This is a genomic window from Candidatus Deferrimicrobiaceae bacterium (assembly GCA_035256765.1).
GTDB lineage: Bacteria > Desulfobacterota > Deferrimicrobia > Deferrimicrobiales > Deferrimicrobiaceae > CSP1-8.
The window spans coordinates 1-15,882 of record DATEXR010000170.1; the positions used below are offsets into that span (position 1 = coordinate 1).

General features: G+C 66.6%; 16 protein-coding genes and 1 riboswitch. Of the genes, 5 read left to right on the forward strand and 11 right to left on the reverse strand.

The annotated features are described in order from the left end of the window. Positions 1–683: 683 nt before the first annotated feature. From VJ307_05800 to alr, 11 genes are read right to left on the reverse strand one after another with little or no spacing between them, the layout of a single operon-like run. Positions 684–1,424 (reverse strand): methyltransferase domain-containing protein, encoded by a 741-nt coding sequence (locus VJ307_05800; GenBank protein ID HJX73652.1) that lies wholly within the window; start codon positions 1,422–1,424, stop codon positions 684–686. Then, positions 1,405–2,724, reverse strand: a complete 1,320-nt coding sequence (locus VJ307_05805; protein ID HJX73653.1) for a DUF1015 domain-containing protein — start codon at positions 2,722–2,724, stop codon at positions 1,405–1,407. Before VJ307_05805 ends, VJ307_05800 begins: the two co-directional genes overlap by 20 nt. Positions 2,725–2,737: 13 nt before the next feature. Next, the gene (locus VJ307_05810; GenBank protein ID HJX73654.1) at positions 2,738–3,403 is read right to left on the reverse strand and encodes an L-threonylcarbamoyladenylate synthase; all 666 of its coding nucleotides are present in this window, start codon (positions 3,401–3,403) and stop codon (positions 2,738–2,740) included. After that, positions 3,400–4,263 (reverse strand): ARMT1-like domain-containing protein, encoded by an 864-nt coding sequence (locus VJ307_05815; protein HJX73655.1) that lies wholly within the window; start codon positions 4,261–4,263, stop codon positions 3,400–3,402. Before VJ307_05815 ends, VJ307_05810 begins: the two co-directional genes overlap by 4 nt. Then, on the reverse strand, positions 4,260–4,748 hold the full coding sequence (gene purE / locus VJ307_05820; protein ID HJX73656.1) for a 5-(carboxyamino)imidazole ribonucleotide mutase: 489 nt from the start codon (positions 4,746–4,748) through the stop codon (positions 4,260–4,262). The genes VJ307_05815 and purE overlap by 4 nt, the downstream gene beginning before the upstream one ends. Positions 4,749–4,751: 3 nt before the next feature. Then, a complete protein-coding gene (gene purD, locus VJ307_05825) occupies positions 4,752–6,032 on the reverse strand; it encodes a phosphoribosylamine--glycine ligase (protein HJX73657.1) in 1,281 nt (426 codons plus the stop codon). A gap of 33 nt (positions 6,033–6,065) precedes the next feature. After that, positions 6,066–7,628, reverse strand: a complete 1,563-nt coding sequence (purH, locus tag VJ307_05830; protein HJX73658.1) for a bifunctional phosphoribosylaminoimidazolecarboxamide formyltransferase/IMP cyclohydrolase — start codon at positions 7,626–7,628, stop codon at positions 6,066–6,068. A gap of 41 nt (positions 7,629–7,669) precedes the next feature. Beyond that, positions 7,670–9,187, reverse strand: coding sequence for an MlaD family protein (locus tag VJ307_05835; protein HJX73659.1), 1,518 nt, complete (start codon positions 9,185–9,187; stop codon positions 7,670–7,672). Next, positions 9,187–9,993 carry an ABC transporter ATP-binding protein gene (locus VJ307_05840; protein ID HJX73660.1) on the reverse strand — a complete coding sequence of 269 codons (807 nt, stop codon included), beginning with the start codon at positions 9,991–9,993 and terminating at the stop codon, positions 9,187–9,189. Before VJ307_05840 ends, VJ307_05835 begins: the two co-directional genes overlap by 1 nt. A 57-nt stretch (positions 9,994–10,050) precedes the next feature. After that, on the reverse strand, positions 10,051–10,848 hold the full coding sequence (locus tag VJ307_05845; GenBank protein ID HJX73661.1) for an ABC transporter permease: 798 nt from the start codon (positions 10,846–10,848) through the stop codon (positions 10,051–10,053). Beyond that, complete coding sequence (gene alr / locus VJ307_05850; protein ID HJX73662.1) at positions 10,841–11,956, reverse strand: alanine racemase; 1,116 nt, start codon at positions 11,954–11,956, stop codon at positions 10,841–10,843. The genes VJ307_05845 and alr overlap by 8 nt, the downstream gene beginning before the upstream one ends. Positions 11,957–12,113: 157 nt before the next feature. Next, positions 12,114–12,219, forward strand: a riboswitch (TPP riboswitch). 47 nt (positions 12,220–12,266) lie between these two features. On the opposite strand from alr, the gene hydG reads away from it, so the two are divergent. The 5 genes from hydG to VJ307_05875 form a co-directional block, all read left to right on the forward strand. Beyond that, the gene (gene hydG, locus VJ307_05855; protein ID HJX73663.1) at positions 12,267–13,670 is read left to right on the forward strand and encodes a [FeFe] hydrogenase H-cluster radical SAM maturase HydG; all 1,404 of its coding nucleotides are present in this window, start codon (positions 12,267–12,269) and stop codon (positions 13,668–13,670) included. 16 nt (positions 13,671–13,686) lie between these two features. After that, on the forward strand, positions 13,687–13,887 hold the full coding sequence (gene thiS, locus VJ307_05860) for a sulfur carrier protein ThiS (GenBank protein HJX73664.1): 201 nt from the start codon (positions 13,687–13,689) through the stop codon (positions 13,885–13,887). Positions 13,888–13,890: 3 nt separating this feature from the next. Further along, positions 13,891–14,661: a thiazole synthase gene (locus VJ307_05865; GenBank protein ID HJX73665.1), complete on the forward strand. Its 771-nt coding sequence runs from the start codon at positions 13,891–13,893 to the stop codon at positions 14,659–14,661. Positions 14,662–14,672: 11 nt separating this feature from the next. Next, positions 14,673–15,347, forward strand: coding sequence for a thiamine phosphate synthase (gene thiE, locus VJ307_05870; protein ID HJX73666.1), 675 nt, complete (start codon positions 14,673–14,675; stop codon positions 15,345–15,347). After that, a partial coding sequence (locus VJ307_05875; GenBank protein ID HJX73667.1) for a phosphomethylpyrimidine synthase ThiC occupies positions 15,344–15,882 on the forward strand: 539 nt, incomplete at its 3' end. The genes thiE and VJ307_05875, both read left to right, overlap by 4 nt.

Consider the following 15,882-nt stretch of genomic DNA (forward strand, 5'->3'; position numbering starts at 1 on the left):
CTACCCCGTTTCGTTGGACATTCACACGCCAAGACCTCGCCAACCTCATGGCAAGAATCGAGGGCAAGGGACGTGCACTCAACGTTGCTGCGTAACTGCTCCTCCAAATACGTCACCGTAATTGTGGAATGGAGTACTTAGGCGCAGCTCGCGACCTTGCGCCCGCTCGCTGCCGGTTCCGCTCGACGCGATCCGTATCCTTCAACGGGACACTCCTCCATCCGTACTACCTACAACCTCCAGGAGTGTCCCCCCGCCTCGTCGACCCCCCCGCATCGCCATGGGTCCCCGGTTTAGGGCGCAGCAGCCGCAGGAGGGGGGCCGGCGTCCCGGGGTCCATTCCCGGAAGATCCCGGCATTCGAGGACCGCTGCATCCCCGCCGGCTTCGTTGCCCTCCCTCACCGTACCGCATTGGGTACGCCTCGGTTGGGCGCCTCGCCGGTCGGGGCGCATCGGCCCTCTCGGTGCACGGCCTCTTCGGAAACGGACCCCGGGACGCCGGGCGGAGCTTTTCGGGGAGGAAGGTCAAGCGCAGACGTGCGGGTCCATCGCACGTCGAGCGACGAAGCGAACACCCCCTCCGAGGCAGCGGAGCCGGTCAGGGCCCCGAATCCCGGACCATTCGGCGGCCGATTCGAGTGCTGGTCGCGAGCATTTGCCAACGGGGGGCCCCGGAACCGCCTTATCCTGGGCGGAAAAACCCCGCGAAGATCCGCTCGACCTCCGGATGGTACCGCCCCCGGGCCGAATAGACGATCAGGGGGGGCAGGATGGCCGGCTCCGGCGTCTTTCGCCGGCTTCCCGTCACCAGCACGCGGTTCGCAGGCTTACCAGCGTACGGGTGCACGAACTGGACGGTCTCCGGCCGCAGGCCCGAGGCGAACCCCAGGGAAAAAATCTCCGGGAGACGGTGCGAGGGAGAGACGAGGGCGAACCTTCCCCGCGGGGAGAGGTACCTTCCCGCCGCGGCGTAAACGTCCGCCATCGTGCAGGCCACCTCGTGGCGGGCGATTTCCTTCCGGGGGTCCGGGTTCCTCCTCCCCTCGCCGATTTTCCGGTACGGGGGGTTGGAGACCACGAGGTCGAACGACCGGGGGGCAAGCGCGGGAATGTCGTCCCGGAAATCGCCCAGGACGGCGGAGAGACGGCCCCCGAATCCGTTCTCCTCGATATTCCGGCAGGCGAACTCCCACAACGCGGGCTGGATCTCGACCCCCACGCCTTGCCGCAATCTCCTGCACCTGGCGGCGAGGAGAAGGAGGACGACGCCCGATCCGGTGCCCAGGTCGAGGGCCGACCCGCCGCAGTCCCGCGCGGCGAAATCGGCGAGCAGGACGGAATCGATGGAGAACCGATACCCTTTCTCCGGCTGGTGGATCCGGATGGAGGGGATCGTGCCTTCCCTATCCCGGCAGCGATTCATCTCCCCGAACGGAAAAGATCAAGAGACCCGTCAGGATCTTCGGATAGAAGAAGGTGGCCTTCTGGGGGAGAACGTGGCCGGAGAGGGAGACGTCCCGGAACTCGCCCATCGTGACGGGATTGAGGAAAAACGCCGCCTGGAGCTCGCCTCGTTCCAGGTCGGATACGGCTTTGCCGGCCTCCTTGTAATAACGGACGAACTGTCCCGCCGTGACCGCTTCCGGGGTGATCCCGAGACTCTGCTCGAGGAGAAAGCCGTGCAGGAGCACCACATCGAGGGTGCGAAGTTCGGGGGGGAACCGGGACAGGTTCTTCTCGCCGAAGCGCGCCGCGTCGGGGAACGAAACGATGTGGAACCTCCCGCCTCCGGCGCTCCAGGCGATCGCTTTCCCTTTCCTCCCCGCCTCCCCGATCGCCCTCAATGCGTCCTCGGGCGTGCCCGGACGGGTCTCCACCGCAAGATGGGATCTCACCCGGGAGACGAAATCCTCCTCCGAGAACCCCGGCACCGAGTGGATCCCTCTGTGGGTGGGAAGGATCACGATCCCCTCGTCGTCCATGTTGCACAGGAACATGAGGACGTGCTCGTATGCAGCGTCCTCCCGCGCGCCGTGCCTCCTCCTCCTCTCGTCCCGGAAGGCGAGCGCCGTCTCGTACCGGTGATGCCCGTCGGCGATGAACACGCTCTTGTCCGACATCTTCTCCGTGGCGGCCGCAAGGGACGCGGGGTCGGTGACCCTCCACATCCGGTGCTTCACGCCGAGGTCGTCGGTGACCGAGAAATCCGGCCGTCCCGGCATCTTTTCCCGCAGCGCCTTGGCCGCCTCGTCCCGCGGATCGGAATAGAGCCCGAAGATGGGGCTCGTGTTCGCCTCCGTCGCGTGCATGAGGGAAAGCCTGTCCTCCTTCGGCCGGGAATGGGTCTTCTCGTGGGGGAGCACCACCCCCTCCCCGAAGGCGGACAGCCGAAGGGCCCCGAGGAATCCTTTCCGGACGAACACACCCCGGCCGGAAAGGGAAAACTCCTGCTCGTAATAGTACAGGGAGGGGGACGTGTCCCGGACGAGCGTCCCCTCGGAGAGCCACTGCCGGTAGGAGGCCGCCCCCCGGGTGTACTTGTTGACACCCGGGCCGTCGCCTTCCGCATCGAGGCCGAAGTCGATCCAGACGATGTTGCGGGGATGGCGCCGGTGGAGGGCTTTCTGCTCCTCCGGGGAGATCACGTCGTACGGCTGGGATACGACCAGCGACAGGTCGGGAACCCGCGACAGATCGTAATGGATCCCTCGAAACGGAGACACGATGGCCATCTTCCTACCCCTTCCCAAGAAAATCGGTAATGGTCCGGAAGGGGATCACCCCCTCCCGCAGGAGGAGAACGTCGTCCTCCTCGACGAGCACTACGGTCGAGCCGTGCGGAAGGAGGGGGATTTCCTCCCCCCCGGATGCCGGCGATGGTCCGTCCCACAGGATCCAGTCCACATCGCCCGTGAATTCATTCACGATCTCCTCGGCCGTTCTCCAGAGGCCGGGATTTCCCGAGCGGTTGGCCGATGTCCCCGTGATCGCCCCCCCGGCCGCCTTGGCCAGCGTCCGGGCGACCGGGTGGTCGGGGACCCGCAGACCCACCGTCCCCGTTCCCCCGGTGACGGCCTCCGTTAGGCCAGGCGCCGCGGGGAGCACGATGGTCAGCGCCCCCGGCCAGAACTTCTCCATCAGGCGGGTCGCCCCCCGGGGGATGCTCCGGGCAAGGGAAAACGTCCTCGCGGGTTCGTCGAGCAAGAGAGGGATCGGCTTCCCCCCCTCCCGTCCCTTCGCGGAGAGAAGACGCCCGATCGCCTTCTGCGAGGTGGGGGCCACCCCGAGCCCGTAGAGCGTGTCCGTCGGATAGATCACCATCCCCCCCCCACGCAGCGATTTGATCACCGCCGCAGGCAGGAAGGAGACGCTTCTCGCGTCCAGGCGGACCAGGCGGGTCATCCCGCGCCATCCCCGTCCAGCACGATGAGGTCCCCCTCGGGCCGCCCGAGAACCCGGGAGACGACGGGGCACTTGCACCGGAACAGGAAGAAGGCGTTGCGGACGCGCCCGAAAAGGGTTTCGAAATTCGCCTGCCCCTTCGATAGGATCAGATCGGAAAGCATGATCCTGTCCCGGAACTCCCGCGAGCAGAGCCCGAGGTCGGTACCCACCCCCCGGTTCCCGTTCGAGACGATCTCTCCGTAGGCGGACAAACCGATGCGAAGGGCCTCCGACTCGGTCAGGTCGTCGATGACGGCCCCCCCCTTCACGCCGAGCCACACCGTCCTCCCCTCTTGCGCGAGGCGGGAGAGGAGCGGGACGTCGAAGGCCGCTTCCCCCGCATTGTCCAGCAGAACCCCGATCGTCCGGGCGCCAAGGATCGCCTCCCGGAGCCTGTCCGGGATGATCCGGGATCCGTTCTCCGCCGCGAGCCGCCCCAGCTCCCCCTCCATCGACTCCCGCTCGATGATCCCGGAATCCATGATGTTCCCGAACGCCGCCAGCCAGACGGCCGCCGCCATCGGATCCGCGGAGGCCGCGACGAGCGACTCCGCCTTCGAAGCCACTTCGGCGAACCGGCGAAACTCCCGTTCCTTCACGCCCTGGAAGGGGTCGTCGACCCCAAGCTCGCGCCGGACGGTCTCATGCAGGCGGCTGGCGATCTTCGCCGGGATCTCTTCTTCCGAACGGTCGGCGAGAATGGCCGCCACGCGGGCGGCCAGGGCCTTTCGCGCCGTTTCGGAAGCCCCGTGCGCGCGGGCCGCGAGATCCGCCTGCCGGAAGAAACAGGGGTAGCACTCCGGGGAGAGGGTGATCATCGGACCTCTTCGGCCGAGGCGGCGACCTCCTCGGCCATCCGGCGTCTGTGCGCCCCGATCTTCTCCCGGAGATCGGGGGAAGACAAGGCGAGGATCTGCGCGGCGAGGTGTCCGGCGTTCCGGGCCCCCGCTTTTCCGATCGCCATGGTCGCCACGGGAACCCCCGCCGGCATCTGGGCCGTCGCGAGAAGGGAATCGAACCCGAAAAGCGGCGAACCCGCCAGCGGCACGCCGATCACGGGGAGGACCGTCTCCGCGGCAACGAAGCCCGCGAGGTGCGCGGCGGCGCCGGCGCCGGCGATGATGACCGACACCCCTTCTTTCTCGGCCCGGCTCACGATCTCCCGGGTGCGTCCGGGGGAGCGGTGCGCCGATGCCACGGTCAGGGTGTAGGGAATCCCGAACTCGGACAGGACCCGGGCGGCTTCCCCCATCTCCTCCGCATCTGACTTGCTCCCCATGAGGATCAGGACTTTTCCCGCCATCGCCTATGCCCTTTCCCGCAGAAGCGCCCGTTTCCCGATATCGGTGCGGTAGTACGCTCCCTCCCAGTGAATGGTACCGGCCGCGCGATACCCCCGCTCGATCGCCTTCCGGATATCGTCGTCCACCGCGGTGACTCCGAGCACCCTTCCTCCGTTGTTGACCAGCTTCCCGTCCCGTATCGCCGTTCCCGCGTGGAAGACCTGGACGCCGCCCCCTCGTTCCGCCTCCTCGATGCCCGAGATCGGAAACCCCTTCCGGTAGGAACCGGGATATCCGCCCGAGGCCATCACGATGCAGACGGTCGGCCTCGGGTCGATCTCCATGACCGCATCGGTCAGCTTCCCCTGGGCGCACTGGACCAGGAGCGGCACGAGGTCGCTCGACAGACGCATGAACAGCGGCTGCGCCTCGGGGTCCCCGAAGCGCACGTTGAACTCGAGGACCTTCGGCACCCCCCGCTCGATCATCAGGCCGCCGTAGAGGATCCCCCGAAACGGCATCCCCTCGGCGCGCATCCCGGCCAGAAGCGGCTCGAAGATCTCCCCAAGGACTTTCCTCTCGACCTCGGGGGTCAGGACCGGCGCGGGGGAGTACGCTCCCATTCCGCCGGTGTTCGGCCCCGTGTCGCCGTCTCCGATCCGCTTATGGTCCTGGGAGGACGGCAGGGGGACGATCTTCTCCCCGTCGGTGAACACGATGTAGGACGCCTCCTCCCCCGTGAGGCACTCCTCGACGACCACCCGTTCCCCCGCGGCGCCGAATACCCGTTTCTCCATCACGTCGCGGAGGAAACCGACCGCCTCCTCGTACGTCCCCGCCACCGCCACCCCTTTCCCCGCCGCAAGACCGTCGGCCTTGATCACGACCGGCAATCGATGCGTGAGGACGTGCTGCTCCGCGTCGTCGTAGGAGTCGAACACCCGGAAATCCCCCGTGGGGATTCCGTATTTTGCCAGGATGTTCTTCGTGAACACCTTGGAGCTTTCGAGCTGCGCGGCGGCCCGGCTCGGCCCGCAGACCAGCAGCCCGTGCTTCTCCAGATCGTCGGTGAGGCCGGCTGCCAGGGGCGCCTCGGGCCCAACGACCGTCAGGTCCACCCGCTCCTTCACGGCGAAATCGACGATCCGGCCGGTCTCCTCCACCGGCACGGGGACGAGCTCCGCGTTCTTCGCCATCCCCGGGTTCCCCGGCGCGGCGAAAATCTTGCCCACCAGCGGACTCTGCGCGATCTTCCAGACGAGGGCGTGCTCGCGGCCCCCGCTTCCCACGACCAGAATCTTCATGCCCACCTGTCTTCTTCTCCCGGGCCGGCCGGATCAGTGACGGAAGTGACGAATCCCCGTGAACACCATCGCCATCCCGTGCTCGTCGGCCGCCGCGATCACCTCCGCGTCCCGCACCGACCCCCCCGGCTGAATGGCGGCGGTCGCCCCCGCCGCGGCCGCGGTATCGAGGCCGTCCCGGAAGGGGAAGAAGGCATCCGAGGCCACCACCGTCCCGGTTGTCGGGCGCTGAGCCTTCATCACGGCGATCTTGGCGGAGTCGACGCGGCTCATCTGCCCCGCCCCCACGCCGACCGTGCGGTCCTTGAGCGTAAAAACAATGGCGTTCGACTTGACGTGCTTGCACACTTTCCAGGCGAAGAGGAGGGCCTCGAGTTCCTCCTCCGTGGGGGCCCGTTTCGTCACCACCTTGAGGGACGCGGGGGACACGACGTGCCGGTCCCTCCCCTGGAAAAGGAGCCCCCCGCTCACCTTCTTCATCTCGTACCCGGGATGCCCGCTCCCCCGGAAGACCCCGCCCGTCTCGAGGAGACGGAGGTTGGCCTTCGCGGAGAGGATCTTGCGGGCCTCCTTGTCGTACGACGGGGCGATAACGGCCTCGAAGAAGGTCGACGCGACTTCCCTCGCCGTCTCGGCGTTCACCGTGCGGTTCAATCCGATGACCCCCCCGTAGGCCGAGACCGGGTCGCACTCCCTCGCCTTCTTGAAGGCGTCCACCAGCCGCCGCCGGGAGAGCCCCACGCCGGAGGGGTTCGTGTGCTTGATGATCGCCGCGGCGGGCTCCGGAAACTCCAGGGCGAGCTGGAGCGCCGCGTCGAGGTCCGCGATGTTGTTGTAGGAGAGCTCCTTCCCCTGGAGCTGCCTCGCCCCGCCGAGAGTGGGCTCGGCGGGGAGGCGGGAATCGGCGTAGAAGGCCGCGCTCTGGTGCGGGTTCTCTCCGTACCGGAGCGACTGGACCTTGCGCCACTGGCCGGTGAACGTCACCGGGTACTCGCCCCCTCCGTCCGCCACGCGCCCGAGGTAGTTGGAGACGGTGGCGTCGTACCGCGCCGTCAGGACGAAGGCCTTCCGGCCCAGGTCCGCGTGGGTGACGGGATCGAGATTGCCGTTCCCCTTCTTGAGCTTCCCGAGGATGTCGGGGTAGTCCGACGGGTCGGTGACCACCGCCACGTCCTGGAAGTTCTTGGCCGCGGAGCGCAGCATCGCCGGGCCGCCGATATCGATGTTCTCGATCGCCTCCTCGAGCGTGCAGTCCGGCTTCTCGATCTTCGCCTCGAACGGGTAGAGGTTGACCACCACCAGGTCGAACGGAACGATGCCGTGGGACGCGATCGTTTTCATGTGGGAGGCGTTCTTCCGGACCGCCAGGAGTCCGCCGTGAATCTTCGGGTTGAGCGTCTTCACCCGGCCGTCGAGCATCTCCGGGAAGCCGGTGTATTCCTCGATCAGCCGCACCGGGACCTTCTTCCCCCGGAGCAGCCCGGCCGTCCCTCCCGAGGCGAACAACTCCACTCCGAGGCGGGACAATCCTTTCGCGAAATCCACAACCCCCGATTTGTCGGAAACACTCAGGATCGCCCTGCGGATTCTCGCCATGGACCTTCGCCCTTCCTCTTTCCCATGAAATGTGCGGCTGGCTACGGCCTGATCGGCACGGCTCCCAATACGGTCTTCAGGTCCTCGTCCTCGAACTTGATCCCGAACCCGAAGAAGAGAGTGCGGAGATTCTTCTCGTCGTTGAGGACATCGTCCACGCCGCCCGTGATATAAAGGTTTTTCACGATATCATAGTTGCCGAACACCTTCAAACGCGGCGGCTGGTCCTTCCGGGCGAAGTCGAAGGCGTCCACGCCGATGCTCAAACGGTCTTTCATCAGATGGTAGTCGAGCCCCACCCCCCCCGTCGACTCCAGGACGCCGCCCCGGATCGTGAGTGCGGAGAACCGTTTGGCCACGATCGCCGTGAACTTCAGGTCGTTGGAGTACGACTCCTGCTGGGTGCGCACCGTCCCCCCGGGCGTGGTCGTGGTCGTGGTTTCGCTGGAGTCGAATTTCCCCCTCGGGTCGTCCACGATCCCGATGAGGTAATACTTGTCGGCCGTGGGCTGCAGGCGCAGGTTTGCGTAATGCTTGAACTCCGACGGCTCGGTCTGGTACTCGAGGTGGTAGTCCAGGAAGGCCTTGAGCGACTCCGTCTTGCGGACGTAGCGGTTGATTCCCTCCAGCGTGTCGTTGAGCGTGGTGACGGTCGTGTTGTCGGACACCAGCTTCCCGAGCGTCCCCTCGCCCCGCTCGATCTTGGCCAGCACCTTGCCCGCCGAGTCGAGGGTGTTGTCGAGTTTCGCCGAGGCGTTCTTCAAGTTCTCGATGCTCTCGCGGAAATTCTCCCGGTTCTCCCCCACGACGCCGCTCACCCGTTCGCTCATCTCCTCGAGCTTTTTGGCCAGACCGGGCCCCTCGGTCTTCAGCGTATTGGAAAAGGCACGCAGGTTGGCGATCGTCGCGCGGAGGTCCTCCTTGTTGGTGGAGGAGAAATCCGTCAGGTCGGCGGACAACGTATCCACGTTGGCCAGGATCCGGTTCAGCCGCTCCTCGTTCCCCGCCACCACCGTATTCAGGACCTCGGTCGTCCTCTGCACGTTCCGGATGATGTCGGAGACCGCCTTTCTCCCCTCCTCCGTCCCCAGGGTCTGGGAGAGGGTCTGCGTGAAGCTTCTCAGGTCCTCCGAAATCTCGGACACCTTGCGGATGATCTCGTCGAGGTTGGCGGGAGGGAGGGTGTTCGCTATCTTGCCCTTCGGGGGGAGCATCCGGGAGGTGTCCTTCCCCGGGAGGATCTCCACGTACTTCTCCCCGAGGAGCCCCTGGGTCTGGATGGACGCCACCGAGTCGACCGGGATCTGCACTCCCGGATCGATCCGGAGCACCAGGCGGGCATTGTTCCCGACGAGCTGGATCCCCTCGACCTTCCCGATCGGAACGCCCGCCATCTTCACGTTCGACTTCGGCTCGAGCCCGGCCGCCGTCTCGAAGTCGACGGTCAGGTTGTACCCTTTCCCCGCTATTCCCCCCAACTTGCTGATGCGGAACGTGAAATAGGTGAGGACCATGATCCCCAGCAGCACGAAGATCCCCACTTTCGCCTCTTTCGACATCAACGCCCTCCCTGCATCCCGGTTTCGCCCGAGCGCCGGACAAAGCGGACGAACTCCTCGTGCTCCGCGGTAATCGGCCCCACCGCCCGTCCCTCGACGAACTGGGAGACGACGGGGTTCCGCGTATTCCGGATCTCCTCCGGCGTGCCCACCTCGACGATCTTTCCTTTATACAACATGGCGATGTGGTCCGCGATCTTGTAGGCGGAGGCCATGTCGTGCGTGATCGAGATCGAGGTCACCCCGAGCAACTCCCGCAGGGAGATGATCAGGTCGTTGATCACGTCGGCCATGATCGGGTCAAGCCCCGTGGTCGGCTCATCGTAGAGGAGGATCTCCGGCTCGGAGGCGATCGCCCGCGCCAGGCCGACCCGCTTCTTCATTCCCCCCGAGAGCTCCGCCGGCATCAGGTGCTGGATGTCCCGCAGCCCCACCATGGAGAGCTTCTCCTCCACCACTTCGCGGATCTGGTGTTCCGGGTAGAGGCGGAGCCTGCGAAGCGCGAACGCCACGTTCTCCCCGACGTTCATGGAATCGAACAGGGCGGCCCCCTGGAACAGCATGCCGAACTTCCGCCGGACGCGGACGAGCTCGCGCTCGTCCATCTTCGTCACGTCCTCCCCGCCGATCAGGATCTCTCCCGCGTCCGCGCGGAGAAGCCCCACCACGCACTTGATGAGCACCGACTTCCCCGTCCCGCTCCCCCCGATGACGACGGTGTTCTTCCCCCGGGGGACGGTCAGATCCAGCCCGTCCAGGACGACCTTCCTCCCGAATCGTTTCTCGAGCCCCCGGATTTCGATCATCGATCGTTCCCGCTTCCCCCGTCGCCGCCTGCCGCCCGCCCGTACCGCGGAGCCCCGTCAGAACATATACACCGTCATGAAGTAATCGGACACGAGCACCGTCATGGACGAAGCCACCACCGCCCTCGTCGTGGCGCGCCCCACCCCTTCCGCTCCTCCCTCGGCGATGAAACCGTTATAGCAGGAGATGAGCGCGATGAGGAACCCGAAGACGGCGGATTTCACCAGCCCCGTGTAGATATCCCGGAACTCGAGATACTGGTACGTCTTGTCCACGTAGACGTAGGGGTTGGCGCCCAACAGGTAGACGGATACGAAATACCCCCCCAGGATGCCGACCAGGTCCGCGAAGACGACCAGGACCGGGAGGACGAGCGTTGCGGCCACGACCCGCGGGACGACGAGATATTTGATCGGGTTCGTCGCCAGGGTCACCAGCGCGTCGATCTGCTCCGTGACCTTCATCGTCCCCAGTTCAGCCGCCATCGACGCCCCCACGCGTCCCGAGACCATGAGCCCGGCGAACACCGGCCCCAGCTCCCGCGTGATCGAGAGCGCGACCACCGTTCCGACGAAGCTCGTCGCCTGGAACCGCTGGAACCCCGACCAGCTCTGCAGAGCGAGGACCATCCCCGTGAAGGTCGCCGTGACCAGAACCACCGGCAGGGAATTGACCCCCACCTCCTCCATCTGCTTCACGATGTTCCGGATTTCCGACGGCGGCCGGAACACCCAGGTGACGCACTGCAGAAGGAAGGCGAAGATGTTCCCCAGGTACTCGATCAGCCGGAACACCCGGGTTCCTAGGGTTTCCAGGAGGGCGGCGACGCCGTTTTTTTTCGCGCTGTCAGGCAACGACACGCCTCGGGATGCGCTTTCCGACCTGCGTGAGAAGTTCATAGGGGATCGTGCCCGCGAGGCGGGCGAGGTCGTCCGCGGTTTCCCCCCCCTTCCCCATGACGACGACCTCCGACCCGACCGACACCCCGGGAACGCCGGTGACGTCCAGCATCGTGTTATCCATGCAGACCCTGCCGGCCACCGGCACCCGGTGACCGTTCACCCACATCGACGCGGCGTTCGAGAAGGCGCGGCGGTAGCCGTCGGCGTATCCCAGCGGAACCGCTGCGATCCTCCGCTTCCCCGCACAGGTGAATTGGCGCCCGTAGCTGACCGGATGCCCGTCGGGAAGCTCCTTGAGCGAGACGATCCTGGTGACCAGACGCATCACCGGCGCAAGTCCCAGTTCGGCCCCGACCCCCTCCGCCGGCAGGGAACCGTAGAGGGTGATCCCCGGGCGCACCATGTCGAAGACGTGCTCCCGGTACAAGAGGATGCCCGCGCTGTTCAGCGCATGGGCGCGCACCCCCTCGCCGAACGCCTTCCGGACCGCAGGGACCGCCTCGCCGAACGCGGAAAGCTGCATCCGGGTGTACTCCCTGTCCGCCTCTAAGCTTCCGTCGGCCGAGGAGAGGTGGGTCATGACGCCCTCGACGCGCAGGGTTTTCCCGGAGCCGATCGCCTCGATCGCCGACTTCGTAAACTGGCGAAGAAGCCCGAGACGCCCCATCCCCGTGTCGATCTTGATATGGACAGGAAAGGGCCTCCCGTTCTTTTCGCCCACCCGCGAGAGGTAGGGGATCTGCCCCAGATCGAACAGCGCGGCGGATAGATCGTTGGCGTGGGCCTCCCCTGCCTGCGGCTCGTCCACGCCCCCCAGCACCACCACCGGCTCCGTGATCCCCGACCGGCGCAGCTCCACCCCCTCCTCCACCGTCGCCACCCCGAAGATGCGCACGCCCTCTTCCCGCAGCGTCCTGGCGACGGGGACCGCCCCGTGCCCGTAGGCATCCGCCTTGACGACCCCGAAGATCGAGGCCGAAGGAGGAAGAAGGGATCGGATCGTCCTGAAATTGTGCCGCAGGGCAGGGAGGTGGATTTCGGCCACGGTGGGTCTTGCCAAACGGATACTCCTTGCTACCGGGATCGGCTCGATCGTTTTTTGGAAAGTCTACTTGAACCCCACCATCAAGTAAAGGCGGGCAGACGCCGCGCCGGACCGCCGGCCTCGCGCTGGCCTCGCGCTTGACATCGAAAGCGGAGGGTGGGTATCATGACCGTAAAGCCGCCAGGGGTGCTTTTCGCTGAGAGCCCGCGTACGATGCGGGCAACCCGTCGAACCTGATCCGGATAATACCGGCGCAGGGAGCGTGGTGCTCTTCGAACCGTGCCTTTTTTGGGGCGCGGTTTTTCATTTTCAGGGGGAAACACCGATGTTGACGCAGAACATGGCCAACCGCCTCGACCTCCTCCCCGTCGCGCCGGAGGAGATCGCCCGGCTTCTCGCCGACGCCGCCCCCTTCCGGCGCCGCGAGGCGTTTTCCCTGCTCGCTTCGCTGTCCCCGAGGCGCAGGCTCTCCCTCCCGGAAGCCGCCCGTCTGCTGGCCACCCCGGACCCGATGGTGTGGGAAACGGCCGCGACAAGGGCCCGGGCCGTTCGCGAAGAGGTCTTCGGACGGCGGATCGTTCTGTTCGCCCCCCTGTACCTTTCCAACGAGTGCGGAAACAACTGCCTCTACTGCGGGTTTCGCAGGGACAACCGGGAGGCAAGGAGGATCACCCTGTCCCCCGGGCAGGCGGTCCGGGAGGCCCGGTTCCTCGAGAAAAAGGGGTTCCACCGCCTCCTGCTGGTCAGCGGGGAACACCGGGGAAAGACCGACGCGGGGTACCTCGCGGACGTCCTGCGGGCGATCTACCGCGAAACGGGGATGCGCATCCTGCACGTGAACGCCGCGCCGATGTCCGTGGAGGAGTTGCGGCTCCTCAAGGAGGCCGGCGCCGGGGTGTACCAGGTGTTCCAGGAGACGTACCACCCGGAAACGTACGGGACGATGCACCCTTCCGGCCCGAAAGCGGACTTCGCCTGGCGCCTCACGTGCATGGACCGTGCGATGAGGGCGGGATTCCGGGATGTGGGGATCGGCGCCCTCCTCGGGCTGTACGACTACCGGTTCGAGGTCCTCTCCGTCATCCGGCACGCGGAAAGCCTGCGGGACACGCACGGGACGTTCCCGCACACGATCTCGGTGCCCCGGTTCAAGAGGGCGTTCGGCTCCCCCCTTCACGAGGCTCCCCGGCCGGTCTCCGACCGGGAGTTCGAAAAGATCGTGATCGTCTACCGCCTCTGCGTCCCCACGGCGGGCGTCGTCGTGTCCACGCGGGAACCGGCGTCGCTGCGCGAGAGGGTGCTGGACGTCGGGGCGTCGCAGATCAGCGCCGGCTCGAAGACCGACCCCGGCGGGTATACGGAAGAAGTGCGGCACGCCGACTCGGAACAGTTCGAGCTGGACGACACGCGGCCGGTCGAGGAGATCGTCCGGATGATCCTCGGGCGCGGATACCTCCCCTCCCTGTGCACCAGCTGCTACCGCCGCGACCGCACGGGCGAAACCTTCACGGAGATGGCGGCCGACGGCCGCATCCGGGGCTTTTGTCTTCCCAACGCGCTCCTGACGCTGGCCGAGTACGCGGTCTCCGCGGGGGACCCCCGCCTGCGGGAGGAGTGTCTCGCCGCCGTCCGCGCAGGGAGCAGGGAGATGGAAGGGTCGCCTCTTTCGGGGGAGTTTCATCGGAAGCTGGAACGGGTGATCGCGGGAGAGAAAGACCTGTTCTTCTGATGCGGCGGAGGATCGCGTGGAGATCTCGGTGAACGGGGAAAGACGGCAGGTCGGAGAGGGGATGACGGTCCTTCTTCTCCTGCGGGCCCTCTCCTTGCCGGAGACGCGCGTGGCGGTGGAGCGGAACCGGTCCCTCGTCCGGAAGGCGGAGTTCGCCGACACGGTCCTTGGCGACGGGGACCGGATCGAGATCGTGACATTCGTGGGAGGAGGATAGAGGATGGACACTTCCTTTGCCCTGGGAGGAAAAACGTTTCGTTCGCGGCTTCTGGTGGGCACCGGGAAGTACCCGGATTACCCGACCATGGTACGGGCCCTGGAGGCCTCCGGGGCCGAGATCGTGACGGTGGCGATCCGGAGGGTGAACCTGGACCGGAGCAAGGAGTCCCTCCTGGATTACGTCGATCCCAAGAGGTACACGCTCCTTCCCAACACGGCCGCCTGCTACACGGTGGACGACGCGGTGCGCACCTGTTTCCTCGCCCGGGAGGCGGGGATGTCGAACATGGTGAAGCTCGAGGTGATCGGGGACGAGAAGACCCTGTTCCCCGACACGGAGGGGCTCCTCCAGGCGGCGAAGCAGCTGGTGAAGGAGGGGTTCATCGTCCTGCCGTACACCAACGACGACCCGGTCATGGCGAAAAAGCTCGAGGACGCGGGATGCGCCGCCGTGATGCCCCTGGCGGCGCCGATCGGATCGGGCCTCGGAATCCGCAACCCGTTCAACATCAAGATCATCCTGGAGACCGTGAAGGTCCCGGTGATCGTCGATGCGGGGGTGGGGACGGCGTCCGACGCGGCGGTGGCGATGGAGCTCGGATGCGACGGCGTCCTGATGAACACGGGGATCGCGGGGGCGAAGGATCCGGTGCTGATGGCCGAGGCGATGCGGGAGGCGATCTCGGCGGGACGCAAGGCGTTTCTCGCCGGCAGGATCGCGAAAAAGCTGTACGCCACGGCATCCTCGCCGCTCGACGGAACGTTTTTTTAGGGAAGACGCCTGTGCGGGTCGACTTCCGCGTCTACCTCATCACGGACCGCAGGCAGGCGCCGGGGGGGGACATCGTCCGGGCCGTCGCCGGGGCCCTGGAGGGCGGGATTCGCGCCGTGCAGCTCCGGGAAAAGGACCTCCCGGGGAAGGAGCTCTACCGGCTCGCCGCCCGGATCCGGGAGCTTACGGCAAGGTACGGGGCGCGCCTGTTCGTGAACGACCGCGTCGACGTGGCGTTGGCGGTCGGGGCCGACGGCGTTCACCTCGGGGGATCCTCGATGCCCGCGTCGGTCGCGAGAAGGCTGCTCGGAAAGGAGTCGCTCATCGGCTGCTCCACGCACAACACGCGCGAACTGCGGGAGGCGGCTGCCCAGGGGGCGGACTTCGCGACGTTCGGCCCGGTCTACCCCACCCCGTCGAAGGCCGCGTACGGGCCGCCGGTCGGGGTTTCCGCCCTCGCAGCGGCGCGCCGGGAGACGACCCTCCCCCTGTTCGCCCTGGGGGGAATCGGGGCGGGAAACGCCCGGGAAGTGATCGAGGCGGGCGCGTTCGGGATCGCGCTGATCTCCTACGTTTTGGCCGCCGCGGACCCCCGCGAAGCCGCCGGAAACCTGTTGGCCTGTTTCACCAATGTCCGCGCCGCCGCACAGGCGGGCGACGAGACGGCAAAGGAAGGTGGGTCATGACGCTGCTGCATCACGCAAGGAACGGCGCGCTGGCGCCGCAGGTCGCGCTCGCGGCCGCAGAGGAAGGAATCCCGCCGGAGAAGCTCCGGGCACTCATCGCCGCGGGGAAGGCGGTCATCCCCCGGAATATAAAACGCAAGGATATCCGCCCCATCGCCATCGGGGAGGGGCTGCGAGTCAAGGTGAACGCCAACGTGGGCTCCTCGCGGGACCGGGCGGACGTGTCGCTGGAGCTCGAGAAGATGCGGGTCGCGGTGGCGGCCGGCGCCGACGCGGTGATGGACCTGTCCACCGGGGGCCCGATCGACGACATCCGCAGGGCGATCCTCGCGGAATGCCCGGTCCCCGTCGGGACCGTCCCCCTCTACCAGGCGGCCGCCGACGCCGTCGGCAAAGGAAAGTCCTGGGTGGAGCTTTCTTCCGACGACTTCTTCGACGGGATCGTGAAGCAGGCCGAAGACGGGGTCGATTTCATGACGGTCCACTGCGGGGTGACGAGAGAGGCCCTCACGCGCCTGATCCGGGAAGGCCGCCG

What these genes read in the sequence shown, in the direction of transcription:
- VJ307_05810 (HJX73654.1), bottom strand. Translation starts at nt 3,403, where the DNA reads ATGACCCGCCTGGTCCGCCTGGACGCGAGAAGCGTCTCCTTCCTGCCT.
- VJ307_05800 (HJX73652.1), bottom strand. Translation starts at nt 1,424, where the DNA reads ATGAATCGCTGCCGGGATAGGGAAGGCACGATCCCCTCCATCCGGATC.
- purE (HJX73656.1), bottom strand. Translation starts at nt 4,748, where the DNA reads ATGGCGGGAAAAGTCCTGATCCTCATGGGGAGCAAGTCAGATGCGGAG.
- purD (HJX73657.1), bottom strand. Translation starts at nt 6,032, where the DNA reads ATGAAGATTCTGGTCGTGGGAAGCGGGGGCCGCGAGCACGCCCTCGTC.
- VJ307_05865 (HJX73665.1), top strand. Translation starts at nt 13,891, where the DNA reads ATGGACACTTCCTTTGCCCTGGGAGGAAAAACGTTTCGTTCGCGGCTT.
- purH (HJX73658.1), bottom strand. Translation starts at nt 7,628, where the DNA reads ATGGCGAGAATCCGCAGGGCGATCCTGAGTGTTTCCGACAAATCGGGG.
- VJ307_05835 (HJX73659.1), bottom strand. Translation starts at nt 9,187, where the DNA reads ATGTCGAAAGAGGCGAAAGTGGGGATCTTCGTGCTGCTGGGGATCATG.
- hydG (HJX73663.1), top strand. Translation starts at nt 12,267, where the DNA reads ATGTTGACGCAGAACATGGCCAACCGCCTCGACCTCCTCCCCGTCGCG.
- VJ307_05840 (HJX73660.1), bottom strand. Translation starts at nt 9,993, where the DNA reads ATGATCGAAATCCGGGGGCTCGAGAAACGATTCGGGAGGAAGGTCGTC.
- VJ307_05815 (HJX73655.1), bottom strand. Translation starts at nt 4,263, where the DNA reads ATGATCACCCTCTCCCCGGAGTGCTACCCCTGTTTCTTCCGGCAGGCG.